Annotated in this window: 13 protein-coding genes; 10 read left to right on the forward strand and 3 right to left on the reverse strand. The window is 39.7% G+C overall.

Features of this window, described 5'->3' with window-relative positions:
* Nucleotides 1-208 precede the first annotated feature (208 nt).
* On the forward strand, nucleotides 209-2,626 hold the full coding sequence (locus tag FW757_RS17410; protein WP_182734172.1) for a PAS domain-containing hybrid sensor histidine kinase/response regulator: 2,418 nt from the start codon (nucleotides 209-211) through the stop codon (nucleotides 2,624-2,626).
* 150 nt (nucleotides 2,627-2,776) lie between these two features.
* Here the strand turns inward: FW757_RS17410 and FW757_RS17415 are convergent, their stop codons facing one another.
* Entirely contained in the window at nucleotides 2,777-4,936 is a 2,160-nt protein-coding gene (locus FW757_RS17415; RefSeq protein WP_446441521.1) for a S46 family peptidase, read from the reverse strand.
* A 217-nt stretch (nucleotides 4,937-5,153) separates the two neighbouring features.
* On the opposite strand from FW757_RS17415, the gene FW757_RS17420 reads away from it, so the two are divergent.
* Entirely contained in the window at nucleotides 5,154-5,954 is an 801-nt protein-coding gene (locus FW757_RS17420; RefSeq protein WP_182718665.1) for a glycosyltransferase family 25 protein, read from the forward strand.
* 21 nt (nucleotides 5,955-5,975) lie between these two features.
* Here FW757_RS17420 and FW757_RS17425 read toward each other — a convergent pair whose 3' ends face one another.
* Nucleotides 5,976-7,760: a M61 family metallopeptidase gene (locus FW757_RS17425; RefSeq protein ID WP_182718664.1), complete on the reverse strand. Its 1,785-nt coding sequence runs from the start codon at nucleotides 7,758-7,760 to the stop codon at nucleotides 5,976-5,978.
* Nucleotides 7,761-7,977: 217 nt separating this feature from the next.
* Between FW757_RS17425 and FW757_RS17430 the strand changes: the two genes are divergently transcribed.
* The 6 genes from FW757_RS17430 to FW757_RS17455 all read left to right on the forward strand — a co-directional run bounded on the left by FW757_RS17430 (nucleotide 7,978) and on the right by FW757_RS17455 (nucleotide 15,191).
* The gene (locus tag FW757_RS17430; RefSeq protein WP_404687826.1) at nucleotides 7,978-9,513 is read left to right on the forward strand and encodes a GGDEF domain-containing protein; all 1,536 of its coding nucleotides are present in this window, start codon (nucleotides 7,978-7,980) and stop codon (nucleotides 9,511-9,513) included.
* A gap of 41 nt (nucleotides 9,514-9,554) precedes the next feature.
* Nucleotides 9,555-10,898: a nucleotide 5'-monophosphate nucleosidase PpnN gene (gene ppnN, locus FW757_RS17435; protein WP_149980187.1), complete on the forward strand. Its 1,344-nt coding sequence runs from the start codon at nucleotides 9,555-9,557 to the stop codon at nucleotides 10,896-10,898.
* Between the two features lie 14 nt (nucleotides 10,899-10,912).
* On the forward strand, nucleotides 10,913-11,686 hold the full coding sequence (gene xni, locus FW757_RS17440) for a flap endonuclease Xni (RefSeq protein ID WP_404699229.1): 774 nt from the start codon (nucleotides 10,913-10,915) through the stop codon (nucleotides 11,684-11,686).
* A gap of 69 nt (nucleotides 11,687-11,755) precedes the next feature.
* A complete protein-coding gene (locus FW757_RS17445) occupies nucleotides 11,756-12,139 on the forward strand; it encodes a DUF3192 domain-containing protein (RefSeq protein WP_149980185.1) in 384 nt (127 codons plus the stop codon).
* 10 nt (nucleotides 12,140-12,149) lie between these two features.
* Entirely contained in the window at nucleotides 12,150-13,838 is a 1,689-nt protein-coding gene (locus tag FW757_RS17450; protein ID WP_182740053.1) for a hypothetical protein, read from the forward strand.
* A 345-nt stretch (nucleotides 13,839-14,183) separates the two neighbouring features.
* On the forward strand, nucleotides 14,184-15,191 hold the full coding sequence (locus tag FW757_RS17455) for an isocitrate dehydrogenase (RefSeq protein WP_182718661.1): 1,008 nt from the start codon (nucleotides 14,184-14,186) through the stop codon (nucleotides 15,189-15,191).
* A 64-nt stretch (nucleotides 15,192-15,255) separates the two neighbouring features.
* On the opposite strand, the gene FW757_RS17460 is transcribed toward FW757_RS17455, so the two are convergent.
* Nucleotides 15,256-18,288 carry an immune inhibitor A domain-containing protein gene (locus FW757_RS17460; RefSeq protein ID WP_446441522.1) on the reverse strand — a complete coding sequence of 1,011 codons (3,033 nt, stop codon included), beginning with the start codon at nucleotides 18,286-18,288 and terminating at the stop codon, nucleotides 15,256-15,258.
* A 544-nt stretch (nucleotides 18,289-18,832) separates the two neighbouring features.
* Between FW757_RS17460 and FW757_RS17465 the strand changes: the two genes are divergently transcribed.
* Nucleotides 18,833-20,557 carry an acetolactate synthase 3 large subunit gene (locus FW757_RS17465; RefSeq protein ID WP_182767906.1) on the forward strand — a complete coding sequence of 575 codons (1,725 nt, stop codon included), beginning with the start codon at nucleotides 18,833-18,835 and terminating at the stop codon, nucleotides 20,555-20,557.
* Nucleotides 20,557-21,054 (forward strand): acetolactate synthase small subunit, encoded by a 498-nt coding sequence (gene ilvN / locus FW757_RS17470; RefSeq protein WP_182767905.1) that lies wholly within the window; start codon nucleotides 20,557-20,559, stop codon nucleotides 21,052-21,054. Before FW757_RS17465 ends, ilvN begins: the two co-directional genes overlap by 1 nt.
* Nucleotide 21,055 lies beyond the last annotated feature (1 nt).

Raw genomic sequence — 21,055 nt, forward strand, 5'->3', positions numbered from 1 at the left:
GTTGTATTTTTCACTTATCATTACAGCCAACTATAATTATCTTCTCGTAGTTTGTAGCTATTTGAAAAAATATTGATTCTCGTCAAACGGTGCTATAAGGAAATAGCCACTCAATACTCTCTATTTAAAACTTCTGTTTTTACAAAAAATGGACTATAGCTATTGTTATATATAGGAAAAGAAAAAACACAATTAACAGTGAGTTCTTATGAGTAATCCCACAAACGATCTCGAAGCGGAGATTGACCAGCTTAAAGTTCAGCTTGCAAACGCTAGAGCTGAAAATATAAAGTATAAGAAGTTGTTTGAAGTATCTGGGGACGCACTATCAATAATCGATCTGAAATCTGGTAAATTCACAGAATGTAACCAAGCTGCAATCAATATGCACGGCGTGGAAAGTAAAGACAACTTTATTAATTTAAAGCCTTCTGATATCTCACCTGAGTATCAACCATGTGGCAGACGTTCAGAGGAAATAGCCGCAGAACACATTGAAAATACTCTGACTAAAGGGCCACAGCTGTTTCAGTGGGTTCACTCTCGATTAGACGGCTCATCTTTTCCATGCCTTGTATCTCTGACTGTATTAAATGTGGATGGTGATGCTTTTATTTTAGCCATAGGTAGAGATATTAGTGAATTAGTTGAGACGCAAAACAAATTGCATAGTGCTTCAACAGACATAGAACGAATTAGCTACGCTTTCAATGAGGAAAAAGAAAAATTTGAACAGTTTTTTAGCTTAGCGCCGGTAGGCATTGCAATTAATAGGTTAGATAATGGTTTATTTGAGTATGTTAACAAGGAACTGAGTCGTTTTAGTGGTTATGACAAAGACGAACTAAATCAAATGGACTATTGGAAGTTGACACCAAAAAAGTACGAAGAACAAGAAAAAGAACAACTAAAATCCCTCTCAGAAACAGGCCGTTACGGACCTTACTATAAAGAATATATTCATAAAAAGGGTTATGAATACCCCGTACAATTGTCGGGCGTTATAATTAAGAGTGCAAATGGCGATGAGCTGATTTGCTCTGTCATCCAAGATACTTCCCATCAGAAACAGATAGAAACCGAATTACAAATAGCAAAAAACCAAGCTGAAACCAGTTCTCTGAGAATGAAATTGGCAAATGAATCAGCTCAAATTGGTGTGTGGGAGTGGGATGTCATTTCGGGAGAATTAATCTGGGATGAATGGATGTACAAGCTGTATGGCATTACAGAGAATTGTTTTTCTGGTGCTTATGAAGCTTGGACTCATAGTCTTCACCCTGATGATATGGAAGAGTCTAACAAACAATTAGAGGATGCCGTATCAGGTTTAGGTGCTTTTAATCCAGAGTTTAGAGTAGTACATCCAAACGGGCAGGTAAGAACAATCAAAGCTAGCGCAGAAGTTATTAGAGATAATGATGGCAACGCTCTAAAAGTCATCGGTGTAAATTACGACATTACAGATAAAATAAATGCGATAAATGAGCTAGAAGTAGCTAAGCAAAAAGCTGAGCAGGCAACCCAAACGAAAAGTGAATTTTTGTCAAATATGAGCCATGAGATACGTACGCCCATGAATGCAATTTTAGGCGGACTGCAGATGGTCAATACTGAGTATCTCGATGCCAAGTCCAAAGTAATGCTTAAAAATGCAGTATCGTCTTCTAAATCGCTGTTAACCATTATCAACGATATTTTGGATTACTCAAAGATAGAGAGCAATAAACTAAGCCTAGAGCAAGAGCCTTTCTCGATTAGCGATATAATTAAATCTGTGAAATTTGAAGTGGACAGCATAGTCAGTAATAAGGGTATTAAACTTGTCAGTAATATTGATGAAAATTTTAATGATCACTGGTTAGGAGACATTGTCCGTGTTAAGCAAATATTACTCAATCTTGTGTCGAATGCTGTTAAGTTTACTGAAAAGGGTAGCGTAAACATTCACTTGAGCGAAACTCTTTACCAAGAAAAGCAGGCTATTAGTCTTGAAGTGGCTGATACAGGAGTTGGAATGAGTGAGGAAGCTCAAGCTCGTATATTTGATCGTTTTTCACAGGCAGACAACTCAACAACACGTAAATTTGGTGGAACTGGGCTGGGTATGTCGATTACCCTCAGTCTTATTCTTATGATGAGAGGCACTATCGATGTAAAAAGCAATGTGGGTAGAGGCACCACTATAAGAGTCATATTACCATTAACTATAACCAATAAGAGTGTCAGCTCTTTCGTACAAAAATCTATGACTCCGCCGCCGTTGAGGGGAAAGAAAATACTGATTGCTGAGGATAACGAAATCAATCAAATTGTCATTCAGTCAATGCTCGAAGGCACTAATGCATCATTAACTATTGTAGATAACGGTAAACAGGCAGTAGAAGCAGCTAAAGAAAAGGACTTTGATTTGATACTTATGGATATACAAATGCCTGAAATGGATGGTGTTGAAGCAATGAAAAATATCATTAATTTCAATAAGCATATACCGATAATTGCACTAACCGCAAATGTAATGATTGATGACGTTGCTGATTATTTAAGCCAAGGATTTGATGCACATATAGCAAAACCAATTGATATTGCTACCCTATACGGTGTTCTGAGCTCATTTATAAAGTAAGTACTTGCTTTGTTTGTGCTTTATTGCCAGTTCGGCTTCGGCAAATCAACTTCCGCTCATAGCAAAAAGTAGACATAAGTCATTACAAATTATACTTATTAAAAAAGGCGCTTACCGTTATGGTAAGCGCCCTACTATTTTACTGATTACTTATTTTACGATTTTCATTTCGTCTAATAGGTTTTGTGCGTTATCTACTTTATCCATCACCCACAGCATGTAACGTGAATCAACGTGGATTGAACGATTAAGTGCTGGGTTATAATCCCAATCGCCAATAATACTTTCGTACACACCATCAAACAGTAAGCCTACCAGTTCGGCTTTACCGTTAAGTGTTGGTGAACCTGAGTTACCTCCAGTCGTGTCTACGTTTGATAAAAAGTTAACTGGTACGGTATTCATGCCACCGGTGTAATCACCAAATATTTTAGCCTTGATTTGCTGTTGCAGTTTTTCAGGCGCGTTAAATGGATCAACATCGGTGTTTTTTGCAAGTAGCCCTTCAAGTGATGTAAACGGTGTTGCTATCAAACCGTCTTGCGGTGAATAGCCTCCAACAGTGCCATACGTTACACGTAATGTGCTATTCGCATCTGCATACACAGGTTTATTTTGTGCTTCATTAAACGCTATGATAGCACTCATTAACTGTGGACGCGCCGCTTGTAGTTTACCGGCAAGTGCTTTGTCTTTGTCTTCTTCAGCTTTCATTACGGCAAAGATGGCCTTCGCGTATTGCATAAATGCATCTTGGCTTTGTTCAAGTTCAGCAAATGATTGCGTAGATAACGCGATACGAACGTCTTCATTATCTAGCGTTGAATTAGCATACATTTTTGCTAATAGTGCACTGTGCTTGGTTTTATCAAAGCCATTTTCTAATTCAAAAACTTTATCTACTTCTGCAAAACGCTCTTCTTTAGGTAACGCGGCATACAGCTCTAAAAAATGTAATAAAATGGCTTTATCAACGTTTGCATCAAAACGGCGACTCATGCGCTTTAAACCGGCTTCAAAGCGTGGTAAATCGCGTTCTTGATAGCCAGATTCACGTTCGCTATCAGGTTTTTGTTGCTCATACGCTAAGCGATATAAGCTACGTGCGGTACTGATCATTTGTGAGCGGTGTACATAGCCAAGCATACGATCACGATCATTGTGCTGTTGCGATTGAGCGACTAGCGCCGACAGTTCATTTAACACTTTACCGTATTGTTTTTTACGCTTACGGTCGCTGTTTATCCACGCAGTGAGATCTTGTTCAAATTGCTTTTTACGTTCATACATAGTGCCTTTATTAAAGCTTTCTATCATTGACCCGTAGTTTTTAATATAGTTATTGTAACCCGCAATAGTGCTTTCATAAGCAATACGCGCTTTGCTGCCATCTTCTGAATTCTCTTCAATTAAAGACACATATTTTGAATTATGCTCGCGTGATTTGGGATAGCTGGTATTAAATACATAATCAACTTCAGCAGCAATGCGGTAACGGTTAGTGCGTCCAGGATAACCAGCAACCATTACAAAGTCGCCATCTTGGACGCCTTTGGCGCTGACACTTAGATATGAATCAGGCACATAAGGTACATTTTCTTCGCTAAATTCTGCTGGCTTGCCGTCTTTACCAACATATGCACGATAAAATGAAAAGTCGCCGGTATGGCGCGGCCACATCCAGTTATCGATATCGCCACCGTACTTACCTACGCCCATGGCAGGCGCGTATGCTAAGCGTACATCTTTAATTTCTAGTGATTTGATTAAGTAAAACTCTAGACCACCGTGGAATGAATACACATTACAGCGATAATTATCGTCAGCTTCACATGCTGACACTAATGCTTTTTCGTTTTTCTCTAGCGCGTCGTAGCGCGCTTTGGCGCTGAGTTTTTCAGTGCCTTTTATTACTTTTTTGGTCACGTCGGTAACTGTTTCAGTTACATACACTCTAGAGCCGGGTGCCGCTGGTAAGTCTTCAGCCGGTGTTGTTGCTAAAAAACCATTTTCTAAAATATTGTTCTCTGGTGTTGAGTTATATTGAATCGAACCATAAGCACAGTGATGATTGGTAACCACCAGCCCTTTTGGCGATACAAATGATGCGGTACAGCCACCAAGGCTTATCACTGCATTCATTGGGAACTCGGTTAATTTAGAAATCGATTTTGCATCAATTTCTAATCCTTTGGCTTTCAGAATTGATTCTAGATCAGGAAGTTGGTGTGGTTGCCACATGCCTTCATCAGCAAATGTTGAGCCCGATACTACAATAGCAAGTGATGCTATGAGTGGTTTTAAACGCATTTTTTAATCCTTTTTATTGTTTCTATAACAGGTTACGCGTGCAGCCTTAGCAAGGTCAATATTTCTGCGACAAAATAGCCACACTATTGTGTAACAAAATACTGAAAACAAATATTTCATCGAGCTCTGTTAGCAATAAAAACAACACAACAATGCAATCATTTAGTCATTTTCAATCGTTAGGATTTAAATACTATTAGTAATGCACGGCCTAACTATGACTGCTATTTTTTTGATCAACCTCGCTCGCTCAACCGAGCGATTGGCAAACAGCCAGCGACAATTAACCGCACATGGGCTAAGTTTTGAGCGTATAGATGCAATTGATGGCGCCATGCTCACGCAAGCACAAAAAGAAATTAATTACAGTCCTAGCCTCAATACACAAGAATATCACTACCCGCTCAGTGCTGGGCAGATTGGCTGTTATTTGAGCCATCGCAAAGCGTGGCAAACCATTGTCGATAGAAAACTTGATTACGCAATTGTGCTCGAAGATGACTTTATCTTAGATTCAAGTATCGGTAGTGCAATTAAAAATATTGAGCAATTACCGCTTGCTTGGCAACTTATAAAACTCTCAGCTTATCAAAACCGTACTCGCAAAATCGCCTATCAGATACCGTTGCAGTTTGAGCAACGATTAGTGATCCATAAAAAGTTGATGACAGGATGTTGTGCTACTGCAATCAGTTATCAAGGTGCAAAACAATTATTAGCTGCCACTAAAACGTTTGCTCGCCCTGTTGATTGTGATCTACAACATATTTGGGAAACTCAAGTCGCTGGCTATTCATTACTACCGTATCCATTCTCCCAAGATTGTGAGCAGGTAAGTGATATCAAATCGCGTAGTAATGCGCGCGAAAAGAAATCGTTTTTAGCGCGTAAAGGTCAGCAACTCCGTAGTGCGGTAAACAATCACTTTGCAACGGCGGCATTTATTGCCCAAACTAAGCGTGCTTTACCCACTACTCCTAAATGCAAAAAAGGAGCCGCAGCTCCTTTTTACTCATAACCTAGCATCATTAAATAGTATTTATTTTTTAACGAGGTTTGGGTGCTCTACACCCATCCATGCTTTAAATAATGCCATTTGCTGTGCAGTTGCCTGTTTGTCAGCAACTAGCTTTTTATCTTTATCAAAGCTTTGTGCTAGCGTTATTGTGGTGCTTTGCAGTGCATCACGGCGGATAAAATCAATGGTTACTTTATCCCCTGCTTTAAATGTTTCTAAGCTTGATTTTAAATCTTTACCAACATGCTTTTTGTTAATTGCCACAATTTTGTCATCGCTGGTCAAACCCGCTTGCCATGCAGCGCCATCGCGACGCACATGAGTTAAAGTTAATAACTCACCGGTATTTTTTGCCATCGCATCAACACTGGCAACGGCTTTTGCATCTTTTGGACGCTCTAACATTAAGCCTACTTTTTTAAACAGTGCGTCAAAATCAATATCTGCTGGTGCATCAACATTATTTGCCCACCACTGGCTGTAATCGCGGCCCGTTAACTGTTTTAAAATAGTTTTCACGTCAGTTGCAGTAAAGCCATGCGGCATTTTATATTGATTGTAAAGTGCACGATGAATATCACGGTAGCTTTGCTTACCTTGGCTGTTCTCAAGTAAATCAATATCAAGGGCCATCGAAATCAATGAACCTTCTGAGTAAATATTAGTACTGTAGTTACGAGCATGGTCACCACCTTGATTTATCCATTTATCAAAACTGGTTTCGGTGGCGCTTTGTACCTCACGCCCAGGCGATGATAAATGACGGTTGACGGTTTTCGTTAACACGTTTAAAAATTCATCCGTCGTGGCAATCCCTGAGCGCACCATTAAATGATCTTCAAAATAACTGGTTGAACCTTCCGCTATCCATAATAGTTTATCGTAATTAATATGCGTGTAATCGTAAGGAACTAAACCTTCAGGTCTATATGCTTTTACGTTCCAAGTATGGATAAATTCATGTGCTGCGGTGCTAATAAATGCAAGATAGTCTTCACGCGAGCCAAAACGGTCACGCGGACGCTGAATAATCGTTGAGTTTAAATGCTCGGTGGCACCACCTGCCCCTGAGGTTGCATGTACCATAAATACATAACGTTGGTACGGGTAAGCATCCCAAATAATATTGCCTGTTGCTACCAGCTTCTTAAGATCTTCAAGCATTTGCTCAACATCATAGTTGCCCTTGCCCCAGATCACTAATTCATAATCGCGGCCATCTACGGCAAATTTATGGAGTTCATTAATACCCGTTTCAATCGGCGAATCAACTAATACATCGTAATCTGCGGCTTTAAAGCTATGTTTTGAGCCTGCATTATCCATACCCGATACTGAGCGCCATGCTTTCGGTACATCTAGCTTAACCGTCACTGGCTCTTGACGAAATGATTCACTAAACATAAAAAAGCCTGATGCATCTATAAATGCGTGGCTATCATCAATATGGCGCGCACGTTTACCTAACTCATTAGCATACACTTGATAATCAATTTTAACTTCTGTTGGTTTATCTAAATGTACCCGCCATGTACTGGCATCAATTTTTTCCCATTTTAATGCTTTACCATTATCGCCTGTTGCTTCAAAAAAACGCACACCGTTTGCAAGGTTCAAAATTTCGTAACGACCTGTTCGCCAAGCTGGCAACTTTACATCTAAATGTGCTTGTGCCGTTTGTGGAAATTCTACGCTAACGTTGCCTAAATGATGTTCAGGTTGAGTAACAGCAAGTGAATAATTAACATCGGCCCATGCCGAGTGAGATAAAGCGGCTAATACCGATAATGCTAAAAACTTTTTCATAGAGGCTCTTAATTCATATATCAAGTGATTTTATTATGCGTGAGCCTAACAATGATGATAGAAAATGTGAATTAAAAGCGATAAATACACGTGCAGATAGGTTCGATGAATAAAAATCATCAACAAATGCTAAGTTTTTGACTTACTGACTACATTTGTGCAATTTTTGTTGTAAACTTACAACCATGTAAGATTTAATCAATGGCGGTAACTATTAGTGTCACAACAGCTCGAAGTTTTAAATAAAAAACTTAAACAAGCCATTGATACTCGTATGGTAGTTGAACATGCACGTAAGCATCAAGTAGACACATTGACACACTTTGCAGCTAAGTTATCGTTAAGCTGTAAAGGTATGGACATTGAACTTGATAATCGCTTAGCTAAGTTTCGTAGTGCGCTGGCTAAAGGGGTCGATTTTGAATTATTCGCGCCACAGATCGATGAAATTCTTACACTGCTAAAAAATCAAGAAGCACAACAGGCCACACATCAGCGTGAACTTCATAACAGTGTGCTCGATGCTGGCAAGTTACTGCAGAAAACCAAAGGGTTACCAGATGATGCACGCAGAACATTGCGTCATTTACTGGATCATGAACTGAATAATGTGCAATCGACGCGGGATTTCATTCCACTCCTTAATCGTTTAGTGACGATTTATCATCAAGCCTTACAAGTAAAACTGACTATTCCTGAATGCCAGCAAACTGCTGTGCAACCTAATTTAGCAAAAGAGTTACTCAATTTAGCTAATGATTTAGTATTTGAAGATGAAGCTGCAGATCAAGTAAAAACCATCAAAAATAATATCTCTGAAACCGATTCAGTGGATGATTTATTGACCTCTGCAATCGATATTATTCGCATCATTGCCAACAATATCAGTAAAGAGCGTCAATCTGCACAAAGCTTTTTAGTGTCATTGAACCAAACGCTTGAAGAATTACACCACTCAATTGTTTCTACAAGTAAACATTCAGAAGCAATGGGGGCTGAATTTACTGCATTAAATAAGCGCATTGAAGATAAAATTAACAATCTGACAGCACAAACCCAAAATGCTACTTCAATTTCATCATTAAAAGCCTTAGTTGATAACGAATTAAAATCGTTAAGTGAAGACTTAATTGAAAAAGAGCGCCTCGAGCAGCAAGATCGCGATATGTTGCTAAACAGTTTTCAAGAGATCAATCAACGCATTGGCAGCCTTGAAACTAAATTATCTAAATATAAAAAACGCCTGCATGAGCAACGTTTTAAAAGTTTGCTTGATGGCCTTACCAAACTGCCAAACCGAGCCGCATTTGACGAACGCTTTCATCACGAATTTCATTTGTTTGCAGTACAAGAATCCGATGTCACCTTAGTGGTGATTGATGTTGATCACTTTAAGTCTATCAACGATAAATATGGTCACAGCGCGGGTGATAAAACGTTACAAGTGATTGCCAAAGCGCTGCAAATGTCAATTCGTAAATCTGATTTTATAGCCCGCTATGGCGGTGAAGAATTTGTTTTATTAATGCCAGGTATGCCCTTAGAGCATGCCAAAAAACCTCTTGAAAAACTAAGAAAAGCGGTGAAAGGGATTCCGTTTAAGTTCAGAGATAAACAAGTAGAGATAACAGTTTCCGTCGGTGCCACGCAGTTTAAAAAAGGTGATACCCCATTGGGCGCTTTTGACCGCGCCGATGATGCTCTCTACAAAGCAAAAAATACCGGTCGTGATCGCTTGTGTATCAATAAATAACAGCGACCGACCTAGTGCTTTTTATAGCAAGGAGAACGCCTATGTTAATACAGTTAAACCCGACAGGTGTGTTAGATTTACTGTCGCAGCTCGAAGTTGATTTATTAGAGCAATCGTCTACCAGTGAGCGTTATAAGTTATTTAGAAACTGTGCGCTAGCTGTTCTCAATGTTGGCAGTCATACTGACTCCAGCTCAGAGATTTACAATAAATATCAAGATTTTGATATTCGCTTATTAAGCCGTGAGCGAGGCATAAAAATTGAACTACTCAATCCTCCGACTACGGCTTTTGTTGATGGTGAAATAATCACTGGGATCCACGAACATATTTTCTCTGTTATTCGTGATATTTTATTTATTTGTCAAAAATACGAAAAAGATTTAACCGAACAAAAAGCCATTACTCATATGGTCTTTGATATGTTGCGTAATGCCGCAGCGCTTCGCGTTAATAGCGATCCAAGTATGATTGTCTGCTGGGGTGGTCATTCTATTAATGAAAACGAATATAAATACACTAAACAAGTAGGTTATGAGCTTGGTTTACGTGGCTTAAATATTTGTACTGGCTGTGGCCCCGGTGCCATGAAAGGTCCAATGAAAGGTGCAACCATTGGACATGCAAAACAACGCAACACCAATAACCGTTATTTGGGCTTAACAGAGCCAAGTATTATTGCCGCAGAGCCACCAAATCCGATCGTCAATGAACTGGTTATTTTACCAGATATTGAAAAGCGCCTTGAAGCCTTTGTACGCACCGCCCACGCTATAATTATTTTCCCTGGCGGCGCTGGCACTGCTGAAGAGTTATTGTATTTACTAGGCATTTTACTTCACCCTGATAATGCCAAACAGTCGTTACCGGTTATTTTAACTGGGCCGAAAGAAAGTGAAAATTACTTTAGCGAATTATGCCAGTTCATTGAAATGACGTTAGGTAAGGAGGCGCTTGATAAATTTGAAGTTATTATTGATAACCCCGAATTAGTTGGGATCAAACTCAAATCTGCAATGGCAAATGTTCGTGATTACCGCAAGAGTCAGGGCGATGCATATTACTTTAACTGGACGTTAAAAATTGAAAATGAATTTCAGCAACCTTTCGCGCCAACTCATGCCAATATGGCTGGGCTTGATTTACATTTAGACCAAGAAAAACAATTACTAGCCGCTAATTTGCGCCGTGCATTTTCAGGTATTGTTGCAGGGAATGTTAAAGACGAAGGCATACAAGCCATTAAACAACATGGCCGGTTTATCATTAGCGGTGAGCCGACTTTAATGAAAGCCATGGACAAACTGCTGCAAGCATTTGTTGAGCAAGGAAGGATGAAGCTCCCAGGCAGTCAATATGTTCCATGTTATGAAGTCAAAGCATAAGGGTTAATGTATTCGTGTCAGGTCAGTTACTTTTAATCGATGCGCTTAATTTAATTAGGCGCATTTATGCAGTTGATAGTAATCAAAACAAAGGCAGTGATGAGCAAATGATAAATACCTGCTGCGCGCGGGTAGCTCACGCTTGTGAAAAACTTATAAAGATCACCCAAGCAACGCATGCTATTGCTGTATTTGATGGTGATAAAAGCTGGCGGTATCATTATTACGCTCAATATAAAAGCAGCCGTGCCCCCATGCCTGAAACTCTGAAAAACTCATTAGATAAATTTAAACAGGCGATTGAGCAAACGGGTATTGTGGTGTTTGCCCCAGTAAATGATGAAGCAGATGATATTATTGCGACATTAGCCGATAAAATGGCGCAAAATCAGTTGCATAGTACAATTGTCTCCACTGATAAAGGGTTTTTACCTAGCTTAAATAATTATATTAATGTGTATGATTATTTTAAAAAAGAATATTTAGATCATCACTCTATCGTACAACGTTTTGGTGTTGAGCAAGCTCGATTAATTGATTTTTGGGCAATGGCTGGTGATAAAACCAATGATATTCCGGGTATTAAGGGAATTGGTACTAAAACAGCACAAGAGATTATTAGTAAGCACGCAGATATAACATTGGCGGTAGAAGATGAAACGCTCTCTACAGCAGTTCGTAAAAAGTTAGCGACAGGAATGGCTGACTATATTACCTCTAAACATTTGGTTGGTTTACGTACAGATATTAACCTAGGCTTTAGTTTAAAGCAGTTAAGGCTCAATTAATCGCATTCACGTAGCACTGGATTTGAACTATGCGTATACTAAATTTAAGTCTCAGCGTAAGAGTGCACAATGTTTAAGAAGGTTTTTCGCTATCTCATATTAGGTTTGGGTGTATACGCCTTGATCGCTACTTTGGTCATTACTTTTTATAAAGATGATCCACAGGCGATGATCTGGCAAGACCGAGAAGCGTTCAATAAACGTTATATCGCTAAATTAAGTGTCGAAACACCGACTAACTTAAACACAGTTTTAGAGTATTTAGGCAGTCCTGATCTAACATTCGCGAAACGTGATAAAGAGGAAGTATGGCAAATTATTTTTTACCGTACTCAACATATCAAATCAGATGGGATCACGACTATGGATGAGTGTACTGGTTTACTGTTTAAAAATGGCGAATTGATTTTGTGGGGCCCAAGTGCATTTGATGCATTTGAGCAACGCGGGTAATTAATTACTTATGGATGCACTCTGCGCACAAGATCTTGCCAGCCTATTTGAAAAAACTCACCAAATATTAAGGCGTTATAATAATAAAAGTCAGTGGCCACAAATTTATCCGCTGTTGACACAACTAGCTGAGCAATATTATAAACTCTATGATTCACATCCAAATGCACTACAAGCCCAGCTTACTCTATATGCAGAAACACAAGGTTATACAACCAACTTAGTGGTCAATCAATGTGTCATTGTCGCCGCATTTTGTCGCAGTTTAAGTTACGACAGTAAAATCAGCCAATTGCTTATTTGTGTGTGTTTAACTAACTATTTATGTGTGCAAACACAAACTAATAAGCTGGCCCTGCGCCAACCTCTTACCCAACAAGAAAAAAAGCAATGGCAGTCGCGTCATCAGCTAGCAGTAAAATTACTGCAATCAGCTAACGTTCCCACTGACCATATTGCGTGTATTTTAGCGCGCTTAAATAAGTATAAGCAGGCCTTGCTAAGCACACCAAAAATCATGATCTATGATGGACCAACGACGTTAGTTGCGTTAGCAAATATTATTGCGATGAACATTACCTATCGTACCCAAAATGATCATATTGATATCTATAAGGCAGTGGCTGATATTTATATCCGTACTCCTAACCTGTTTGCCCAACAAGCATTAAAAGCATTAATCGGTCATTTTGGCCCTTACCTGCCAGGCTCTTTAGTTAATTATAGCGATCAGCAGCTCACTTATATTGGTAAAAACCACCAGCAACGGGATTTATTAATTGCATTGCATGAGCAGCAAAAAACCAAATGGTATAGCGTTAAGGCAAAGCTAGAATCACATTCAAAACAACGCCCAAGTAAAGACAAGCGATTATTGTTTAGCGTATGGTTCAATGAGCACATAGCCCCCCCTGTTGAAATTGTAAACTTTGAAAAACAACAATTACTGATGCTGATAAGCCAAGTTAAAATACAACAAGAATACTCATACAGTGCCCTTGCTAAATTACTCAACAATCATCCAGCGACAATTGAGTTACTTCGTGAAGCAGTGAAGCCTTATAATAAAGAGCACCTAGCAGGCAAAGATTTACGCCATTGTTTATCAATGGTCGGCTTATACAATGCACCAGCGATCATTCAACGGGTGCTCTTTGAGCAATTAGTAAACTACCAAGCACATCCATTAATGCAACATATACAATTACGCTTACAGGCAATAATAAGTTTATTAAACCAGCTGGTAAGTCGTGATCAACACAACCAGTTCGAGCACCTCGCTTTGCCTATTTATGGTTACGTTAATTATTTGATTGAATACTGTAGCACCACAATTAGCCGTAAGACAGTGTATGAACACTCACCTAAAAGTGATGTAAGTATGCCGTTTGCGTGGCTATTTGGTGTCACGATTCATGATAGTGGGCATTTATCGGCTTATTTACTTGAATTGCTTGGTGACAATCCATGGACACAAGCGCTCTTAGATGCAGAGCAGCAAAAAAAACAACACTTATCTGCAGAGGCACAATTATGGGTTGCAATAAAACTCGTCGTTATTAAGGTGTATCAACCCAACGTAATACAAAGTAGTTGGCAAACACACACTTTTGAGCAAGTGTTAAAACGCTTAGATTGGCAGTCCAGCGAGGATTTTTATGCACAGCTACCAAGCCTAGGTTTAAGCAATAGCGTATGAATATTTATTAGACATAGTGACTAATTTAGTGCGTTTTCGTGGGTTTTACTGGCAAAAAGTTGAATAAATTGCTATAAAAGCCGCTTGTATTTTCAAACTCATTCACGTAAATAATCTAACAAGTAATCGCTTAATACCAATCGTGTTAAGTTACTAGCCATTTATAGCGACAGATAAATAGAGTGATAACAAGGCATAAATTTCGACATGTAGTTGTTCTACTTGAGAAATTCATAACGCAGTTAGCGCTTTATTTAGCACGCTAGAATGGTTAAATATTTAAGTCGATTGGTATAATAATGCGTCACATTTACGTGCATTTCTAACTCGTAATAGGAAAAGTTCATGGCCAAACAAACCATCACAGTGATCAAAGGCGACGGCATCGGTCCGAGTATTATTGATTCAGCCCTTGAGATCTTAACAGCCGCAGGGTGCGATTTTGATTATGAATTCGTTGATGCAGGTCTTGCAGCCCTAGAAAAGACCGGTGAATTATTACCACAAGATACCATTGATACTATTGCGCGTAATAAAATTACTCTTAAAGGCCCACTAACTACGCCAGTTGGTGAAGGTTTTACTTCAATCAATGTAACATTACGAAAGCAGTTTGGTTTATACGCCAATGTACGCCCAGTAAAGTCATTTGTTGGCACCAAAGCACGTTATGAAGACATTGATATCATCACGGTACGTGAAAATACGCAAGGTATGTATTCAGGTTTAGGCCAAGTGACATCAGAAGATGGCAACGAAGCACAAGCAATGTCTATGATCACCCGTGAAGGTGCTGAAAAAATCGTTACTTTTGCCTACGAACTAGCCGTGCGTGAAGGTCGTAAAAAAGTGACAGCGGTTCACAAAGCTAACATCTTAAAATCAACTTCAGGTTTATTCTTAAAAGTAGCTCGTGAAGTTGCTGAGCGTTATCCTGAAATTGAATCAACTGAAATGATTGTTGATGCAACCTGTATGAAACTGGTAATGAGCCCTGAAGAGTTTGACGTTATCGTTACTACAAACCTGTTTGGTGATATTTTATCTGATCTATGTGCTGGTCTAGTAGGCGGTTTGGGTATGGCACCTGGCGCTAACATCGGTGAAGATGCAGCAATCTTTGAAGCAGTTCATGGCAGCGCACCTGATATTGCTGGTAAAAACTTAGCAAATCCAACCTCTGTTATTTTGGCATCTATTCAAATGTTAGAGCATTTAGAAATGGGCGAAACTGCAGAGCGTATTCGCAGTGCTGTAGCTGACGTAATTAAATCGGGTGATCGTACCACTCGCGATTTAGGTGGCAGTCACGGTACTACTGACTTCACTCAAGCTGTTATCGACCGTTTATAAACCAAACCTAGATTATTAGCATTATAATAAAAGCCAGTATTTACTGGCTTTTTTGTCACTTAGTTTATGCTTGCCTCTTTGTTCGAAAACTGAGCGGTAGCAGTAACAATAACCAAAATATACTTCCGCCACTGGAGCCTGAACTGGCAACTTGTTTTTGCACTGTTACCATAAGCTTGCTAGACGGTAAGGTGTTTTTTATGCCTTTTGCAGAGGTATCAGTCACGATCAGTGTCACCGTATAACTTCCCGCTTGGCTATAAGTATGTGTAGGATTAGCACGTTGGCTTACAGCACTGTCATCTCCAAAATCCCAACTGTAAGTGTAATTATTAAACCCGCCTTTGGTATCACTGTTAAAATTAACCAGCAAATCTTTTGCACTGTAACTGGCCTGTGTTGTAAGTAATACATCTGCCGACACTTGGGTTGCAAAAGACTGCATAGCGCCATTTGCATCAGTTACAATAACGCTCAAGGTATAATCGCCACTGTATTCATAGCGGTAGTTAATGCTCTGCCCTTTCGCAGTTGAGCCATCACCTAATTGCCATGCATAGTCATAAGGTGCTTGACCACCTGATACAGTGACTTTTGCAGTAACATTGCCTTTCTCTATACTGGTATCCACACTAGAAATTGATAACGGCGCAGTAAGCACAAAAGTCATCGATTCTTGAAACTGCTGCCCTTGTTCATTAGTACGAGTAAAACCCACAGTGTAACTACCGTAATCGGCAAATTTATGATTTGGATTCAATTCATCACTACTTTGTCCATCACCAAACTGCCAGTTAAAACTATCGGTTGGGGTCAACGCCATTCCTTTAATTTCAAAACTCGCTTCGAGATCATTAGTAATTACATTGATCCCAGACTGTGGTGTATAGCCTAAATTCAATTCAATTGAGCTATTATTAATCGCTTGCTCAACAATAGAAAAATTAAAACCAAACGTTGAAACTTTTACACCAGAGGCCGGTTGCGTGGCAAAACTGTAATCATTATTATCATTAAACTCAGTGATTGCTGTTAACTGCGTATCGCCTAAACCTTGGCGCTGATCATAAAGACTAAAAGCAGCATCTCTTAACTGAATCGTAGTACTGGCAGGTGCGCTGCTATTACCTTTTGCAATGGCATTTTGATCGGCATCAACAACCAATATAAACCCTTCACCAATATGCTCAGGAGTATTATTATCTGTATACTGTTCATTAGCAGACCAAAGTAATAAACCCGGTGAATACTGCTCAACTTGTAAACCACTATCTATTCCTAAATAACTACGTAACTGTAAATAGTAATTGTGTGGTTTTGCATAGATGTGATCCCCCACTCGGCTAAAGCCATCAAGTTGTGCTTGTGTTGACTGCTCTGCATTATCTTGCCAAACGAAAGTATCACCTTGGCTAATGGTCATATCATCAACCACTAGACCAAAATAATGAGTATAAGTGTCCGTTTTATAGTTAAAACTAAGTGTGATTGTTTGACCAGCATAAGCTGATAAGTCAAAACGATGCCGTAAATAATTATTCGGCTGCTGAGCGTCATTTACTGAACTTGAAGACCCTGTTATATATGGACCAATGTCTCCATAAAATGGATTGACTGCTTGAGTATATTGCGAAGCAATAGGCTGTGCGTTTACTAATACTTGAGCATAATCATAATCCGTTTCAATGCTGTAATAGGCACTTAAATCAAGATAAGTAGGCTGCGTACTTGCTGGTAAATTAACTGTATATGTCATACTTTGTGAAACATTATCACCACTGCCAGAGTAGTATTGCAAGTGCCCTTCTACTGCTTGATAAAACGGTTGTAAGTTGGTTGGTAGGGTGATTTTTAACTGGTTTAATTCAGTTGATACCCCACTACTATGGCGAAGTATTTGCTGTTGATTGGTATCGATTTCGTCTAACGATATCGTCGTTTGATTAAGCCAGTTTCCTTGATAACGGTTTTGTAAGTACTCGAGTGCATAAGGACTGAACATCACCGGCTGTGAGCCACGAGGTGAGCCTGCCCAACTACCACCAGACATCACAGACCAAAGCGCAACTGGCTCCCCCAGCGCACTGCCGGTTAAATCATATTCATCAGGCAAACCTAAGTCGTGACCAAACTCATGTACCACCACGCCAATACCAGCATCGATAGGATTTATAGTATAACCAAATAAACGAATACTACTGCCATCAACCGCACTTGGCTGATTGTTTTGGTCGTACACATAAAAACGATGTGACCAAATTGCATCAGTACCCAGTACGCCACCACCGGCTTCCTCACCTATACTCGAGTGGAAAATCATAACATGGTCAATAATCCCATCAGGTTCATTGGTGATCCCATCACCATCACGATCATCCAAATCTGTTAAATCATAATCGGCTAAATTAATATTAAATTTTGCTACGGCTTTTTCTACCGCTTCATGCACTAAACTAGGGGCATCAATATCATTATTACCCCCTTGGCGAGCCCCATAACTTTTCGCATCATTATCGGCTGTTACCCAGCCATAAACTTGACCCGTAAATGCTAAGCTTTCCCCTGAGGCTTGCTGATAGTATTGATACGCTGTTTGCAACGGTTGCTGCTGTGGACCTGAGTAACCATCAGTAGCGAACAACATTTGTTGGTAATGCTGCTGACTATAGCTTGAGTAGTACATATCGCTATCAACTGCGGCTAAGCCATTATCATCATGAGGTAAGTCAGGAAAATCAACCAATATAGCCAACACTTTTACGGTATTGTGCGTCGAGTTAGGTAACTGCGAAGACACACTCGCTAAGCGCTGAGCCATTTTTCGTTGTTGGGTTAAAACTTGAGGGTTAAGCTGCCGACGTGAATGCATCGATTCACCACGGCCAATATAATCAGACAATAATTTGTCATGCGCTATTTTATCGTCAAGCTGCCCGCGTTTATCTAACCAATATAAAATTCGCTCTTTGTTAACGACCCCAATATCAGTTGGGCTACTATTTTGTGGTTTTGCCACACTCTGTTGACTTAACAATGCCAAAGTCAGGCCACATAACAATTGTGAGTATTTCACAGGATCACCTATCAACAACTCCATAACGATAATAATAGCGAATAATTTATATACTTACATTACATTTATAGATATACAGTGAATATTCCCACGCTTCACAAAAAGCATAATTTCTTTGCTTTTAACGGTTAAAAATGCAATTTAAAGCAACTTTTAAATATAAAAACAATTAATTTGGAATTTTAATGCAACATTGCCGTTTTGACTGTTGACATTAGCTGGCAAAACCTTTAAAAATAAGACTATTAAATTTGTAGACTAAATGAGTTATTCGGCTATCTCAGCGCAATAACTCATTTGAACTTATATAACAAATACCGAGAAGAAAAATAACGTTATGAAATATCAATTTCACCTAGTCACTGTACTCGTACTGGTCTTAGTTTTAAGCCCAGCGGGGATGTATTAGAAGGTGAGATAGCTTTTTAAAAACCCCCGCCCTAAGCGGGGGTTTTTTTATGCATTTAAATTATACGGTAATTGCACAGAATAAATGGGGAGTGCGTGCAATAGCACATTATTACTCATGATAATAATCAATCGGTAACAGGCACACAGAGGAATGAGGATGAGTACACAACAATATAATGGCTCCGAACTAGTTGTTCAGGCATTAAAGGCATTGAAGGTAAAATATATATTTGGCTACCCCGGTGGCTCAGTATTAGATCTTTATGACGCATTATTTCAGCAAGATGATGTAGAGCATATTTTAGTTCGTCATGAGCAAGCTGCAACCCATATGGCTGATGGTTATGCACGTGCCACAGGTGAAGTGGGCGTAGTATTAGCAACATCAGGTCCAGGTGCGACAAACTGTATCACGGGGATCGCTACAGCCTATATGGATTCTATTCCTATGGTAGTGCTATCCGGTCAAGTGCCGACTAACTTAATTGGTGATGATGCATTTCAAGAAACCGATATTGTTGGTTGCTCTCGGCCAATCGTAAAACACAGTTTTAACTGTCGTAGCGCAAAAGATATCCCTAAAATTTTGGCTAAAGCATTTTATATTGCAAGTACTGGACGCCCAGGTCCTGTGGTCGTAGAACTGCCAAAAGATATGTTAAACCCTGCACTTAAATTTGATTTTGAGTTTCCAGCAACCACAGAGCTGAGAACCTATAGCCCAAATACCAAAGGCCACCCAAAGCAAATTCGCAAAGCCGTTGCCGCTATTTTAGAAGCTAAAAAACTGGTCATTTACTCTGGTGGCGGGATTATTATTTCTAACACTTCAGAGCAACTGACTCATTTGGTTGAATCACTCAATGCACCAATCACTAATACCTTAATGGGATTGGGCGGTATTTCCGGGGTTCACCCTAATTTCGTTGGTATGCTAGGTATGCACGGGAGCCTTGAAGCAAATAAGGCGATGGCAAATGCCGATGTGATCTTAGCTCTAGGCGCCCGATTTGATGACAGGGTAACCAATAACGTGAAGAAATTTTGTCCCAATGCGACGATTGTTCATGTTGATGTTGATCCGACCTCTATTTCAAAAACGATAAAAGCCCACATTCCCGTCGTCGGTTGTTTATCAACCGTACTTGAGCAATTACAGACAGCCATAGATAAAAGTCCAATCAAAATTGATCGTAGTGCTCAAGAAGATTGGTGGCGTCAGATCATTAGCTGGCGTGAACAAAAATGTTTAAGCTACAGCACTGCGGGCGATAAAATAAAGCCTCAGGCCGTCATTGAAGCAATTTATCAAGCCACCAATGGTGATGCCTATATAAGCTCTGATGTAGGTCAGCATCAGATGTTTGCGGCGCAGTACTACCCGTTTAAAAACCCGCGCCAATGGATCAACTCAGGGGGTCTTGGCACTATGGGCTTTGGTCTGCCAGCGGCAATGGGTGTGAAACTTGCGTTCCCGGATAAAGAATCAGTGTGTGTCACCGGTGATGGTTCGATTCAAATGAACATTCAAGAACTTTCGACATGTTTACAATATAACTTGGCTGTAAAAGTGGTGTCACTGAATAACCGCTCTCTGGGTATGGTGCGTCAATGGCAAGATATGGTCTATGGCGGTCGTCACTCATCGTCGTATATGGAATCGTTACCTGATTTCGTCAAACTTGCTGAAAGTTATGGCCATGTCGGTATTCGCGTTAATACTCTTGATGAACTACAGCCCGCAATCGATAAAGCCATGTCGATCACTGACCGTTTAGTGTTTTTAGATATTCTTGTTGATGAAAATGAACATGTATACCCAATGCAAATTAAGCTTGGAGCAGTTGATGAAATGTGGTTACGTAAAGGAGTGAAAGCATAATGCGTCGTATATTATCTATTTTACTTGAGAATGAACCAGGCTCATTGTCGCGTATTGTTGGCCTATTCTCACAACGAGCTTATAACATCGATAGTTTAACCGTTGGCACAACAGACGATCATTCTTTATCACGTATTACTATCACTACCATGGGTGATGACCGTGTGGTTGAGCAAATCACTAAACAGGTTAATAAATTAGTAGATGTATTAAAGATTATTGATCTAACTGAAATGGCGCATATTGAACGTGAGCTGCTATTAGTAAAAGTATTCGCTCAAGATGAAGCTAAAAGAGCGGCAGTAACGCGAGTGGTCGATGTATTCCAAGGGACTATTTTAGACATGGGTCGCAACAGCTACACATTGCAGCTTGTTAGTAGCACAGATAAAATTGAATCGTTTTTAGATACCTTACGTCATGAGACAGACATAATTGAAGTTGTACGCTCTGGTGCGGTAGGTATTGGCCGCGGTGATAAAGCACTAAAAGCTTAAA

The sequence above is a fragment of the Pseudoalteromonas sp. 1181_04 genome, from assembly GCF_052850545.1.

Bases quoted from the DNA above. Each gene is read 5' to 3' on its own strand.
- FW757_RS17465 (WP_182767906.1), top strand. From the start codon at position 18,833: ATGAGTACACAACAATATAATGGCTCCGAACTAGTTGTTCAGGCATTA.
- FW757_RS17410 (WP_182734172.1), top strand. From the start codon at position 209: ATGAGTAATCCCACAAACGATCTCGAAGCGGAGATTGACCAGCTTAAA.
- FW757_RS17460 (WP_446441522.1), bottom strand. From the start codon at position 18,288: ATGGAGTTGTTGATAGGTGATCCTGTGAAATACTCACAATTGTTATGT.
- FW757_RS17450 (WP_182740053.1), top strand. From the start codon at position 12,150: ATGGATGCACTCTGCGCACAAGATCTTGCCAGCCTATTTGAAAAAACT.
- FW757_RS17415 (WP_446441521.1), bottom strand. From the start codon at position 4,936: ATGCGTTTAAAACCACTCATAGCATCACTTGCTATTGTAGTATCGGGC.
- FW757_RS17425 (WP_182718664.1), bottom strand. From the start codon at position 7,760: ATGAAAAAGTTTTTAGCATTATCGGTATTAGCCGCTTTATCTCACTCG.
- FW757_RS17455 (WP_182718661.1), top strand. From the start codon at position 14,184: ATGGCCAAACAAACCATCACAGTGATCAAAGGCGACGGCATCGGTCCG.
- ilvN (WP_182767905.1), top strand. From the start codon at position 20,557: ATGCGTCGTATATTATCTATTTTACTTGAGAATGAACCAGGCTCATTG.
- ppnN (WP_149980187.1), top strand. From the start codon at position 9,555: ATGTTAATACAGTTAAACCCGACAGGTGTGTTAGATTTACTGTCGCAG.
- FW757_RS17445 (WP_149980185.1), top strand. From the start codon at position 11,756: ATGTTTAAGAAGGTTTTTCGCTATCTCATATTAGGTTTGGGTGTATAC.
- FW757_RS17420 (WP_182718665.1), top strand. From the start codon at position 5,154: ATGACTGCTATTTTTTTGATCAACCTCGCTCGCTCAACCGAGCGATTG.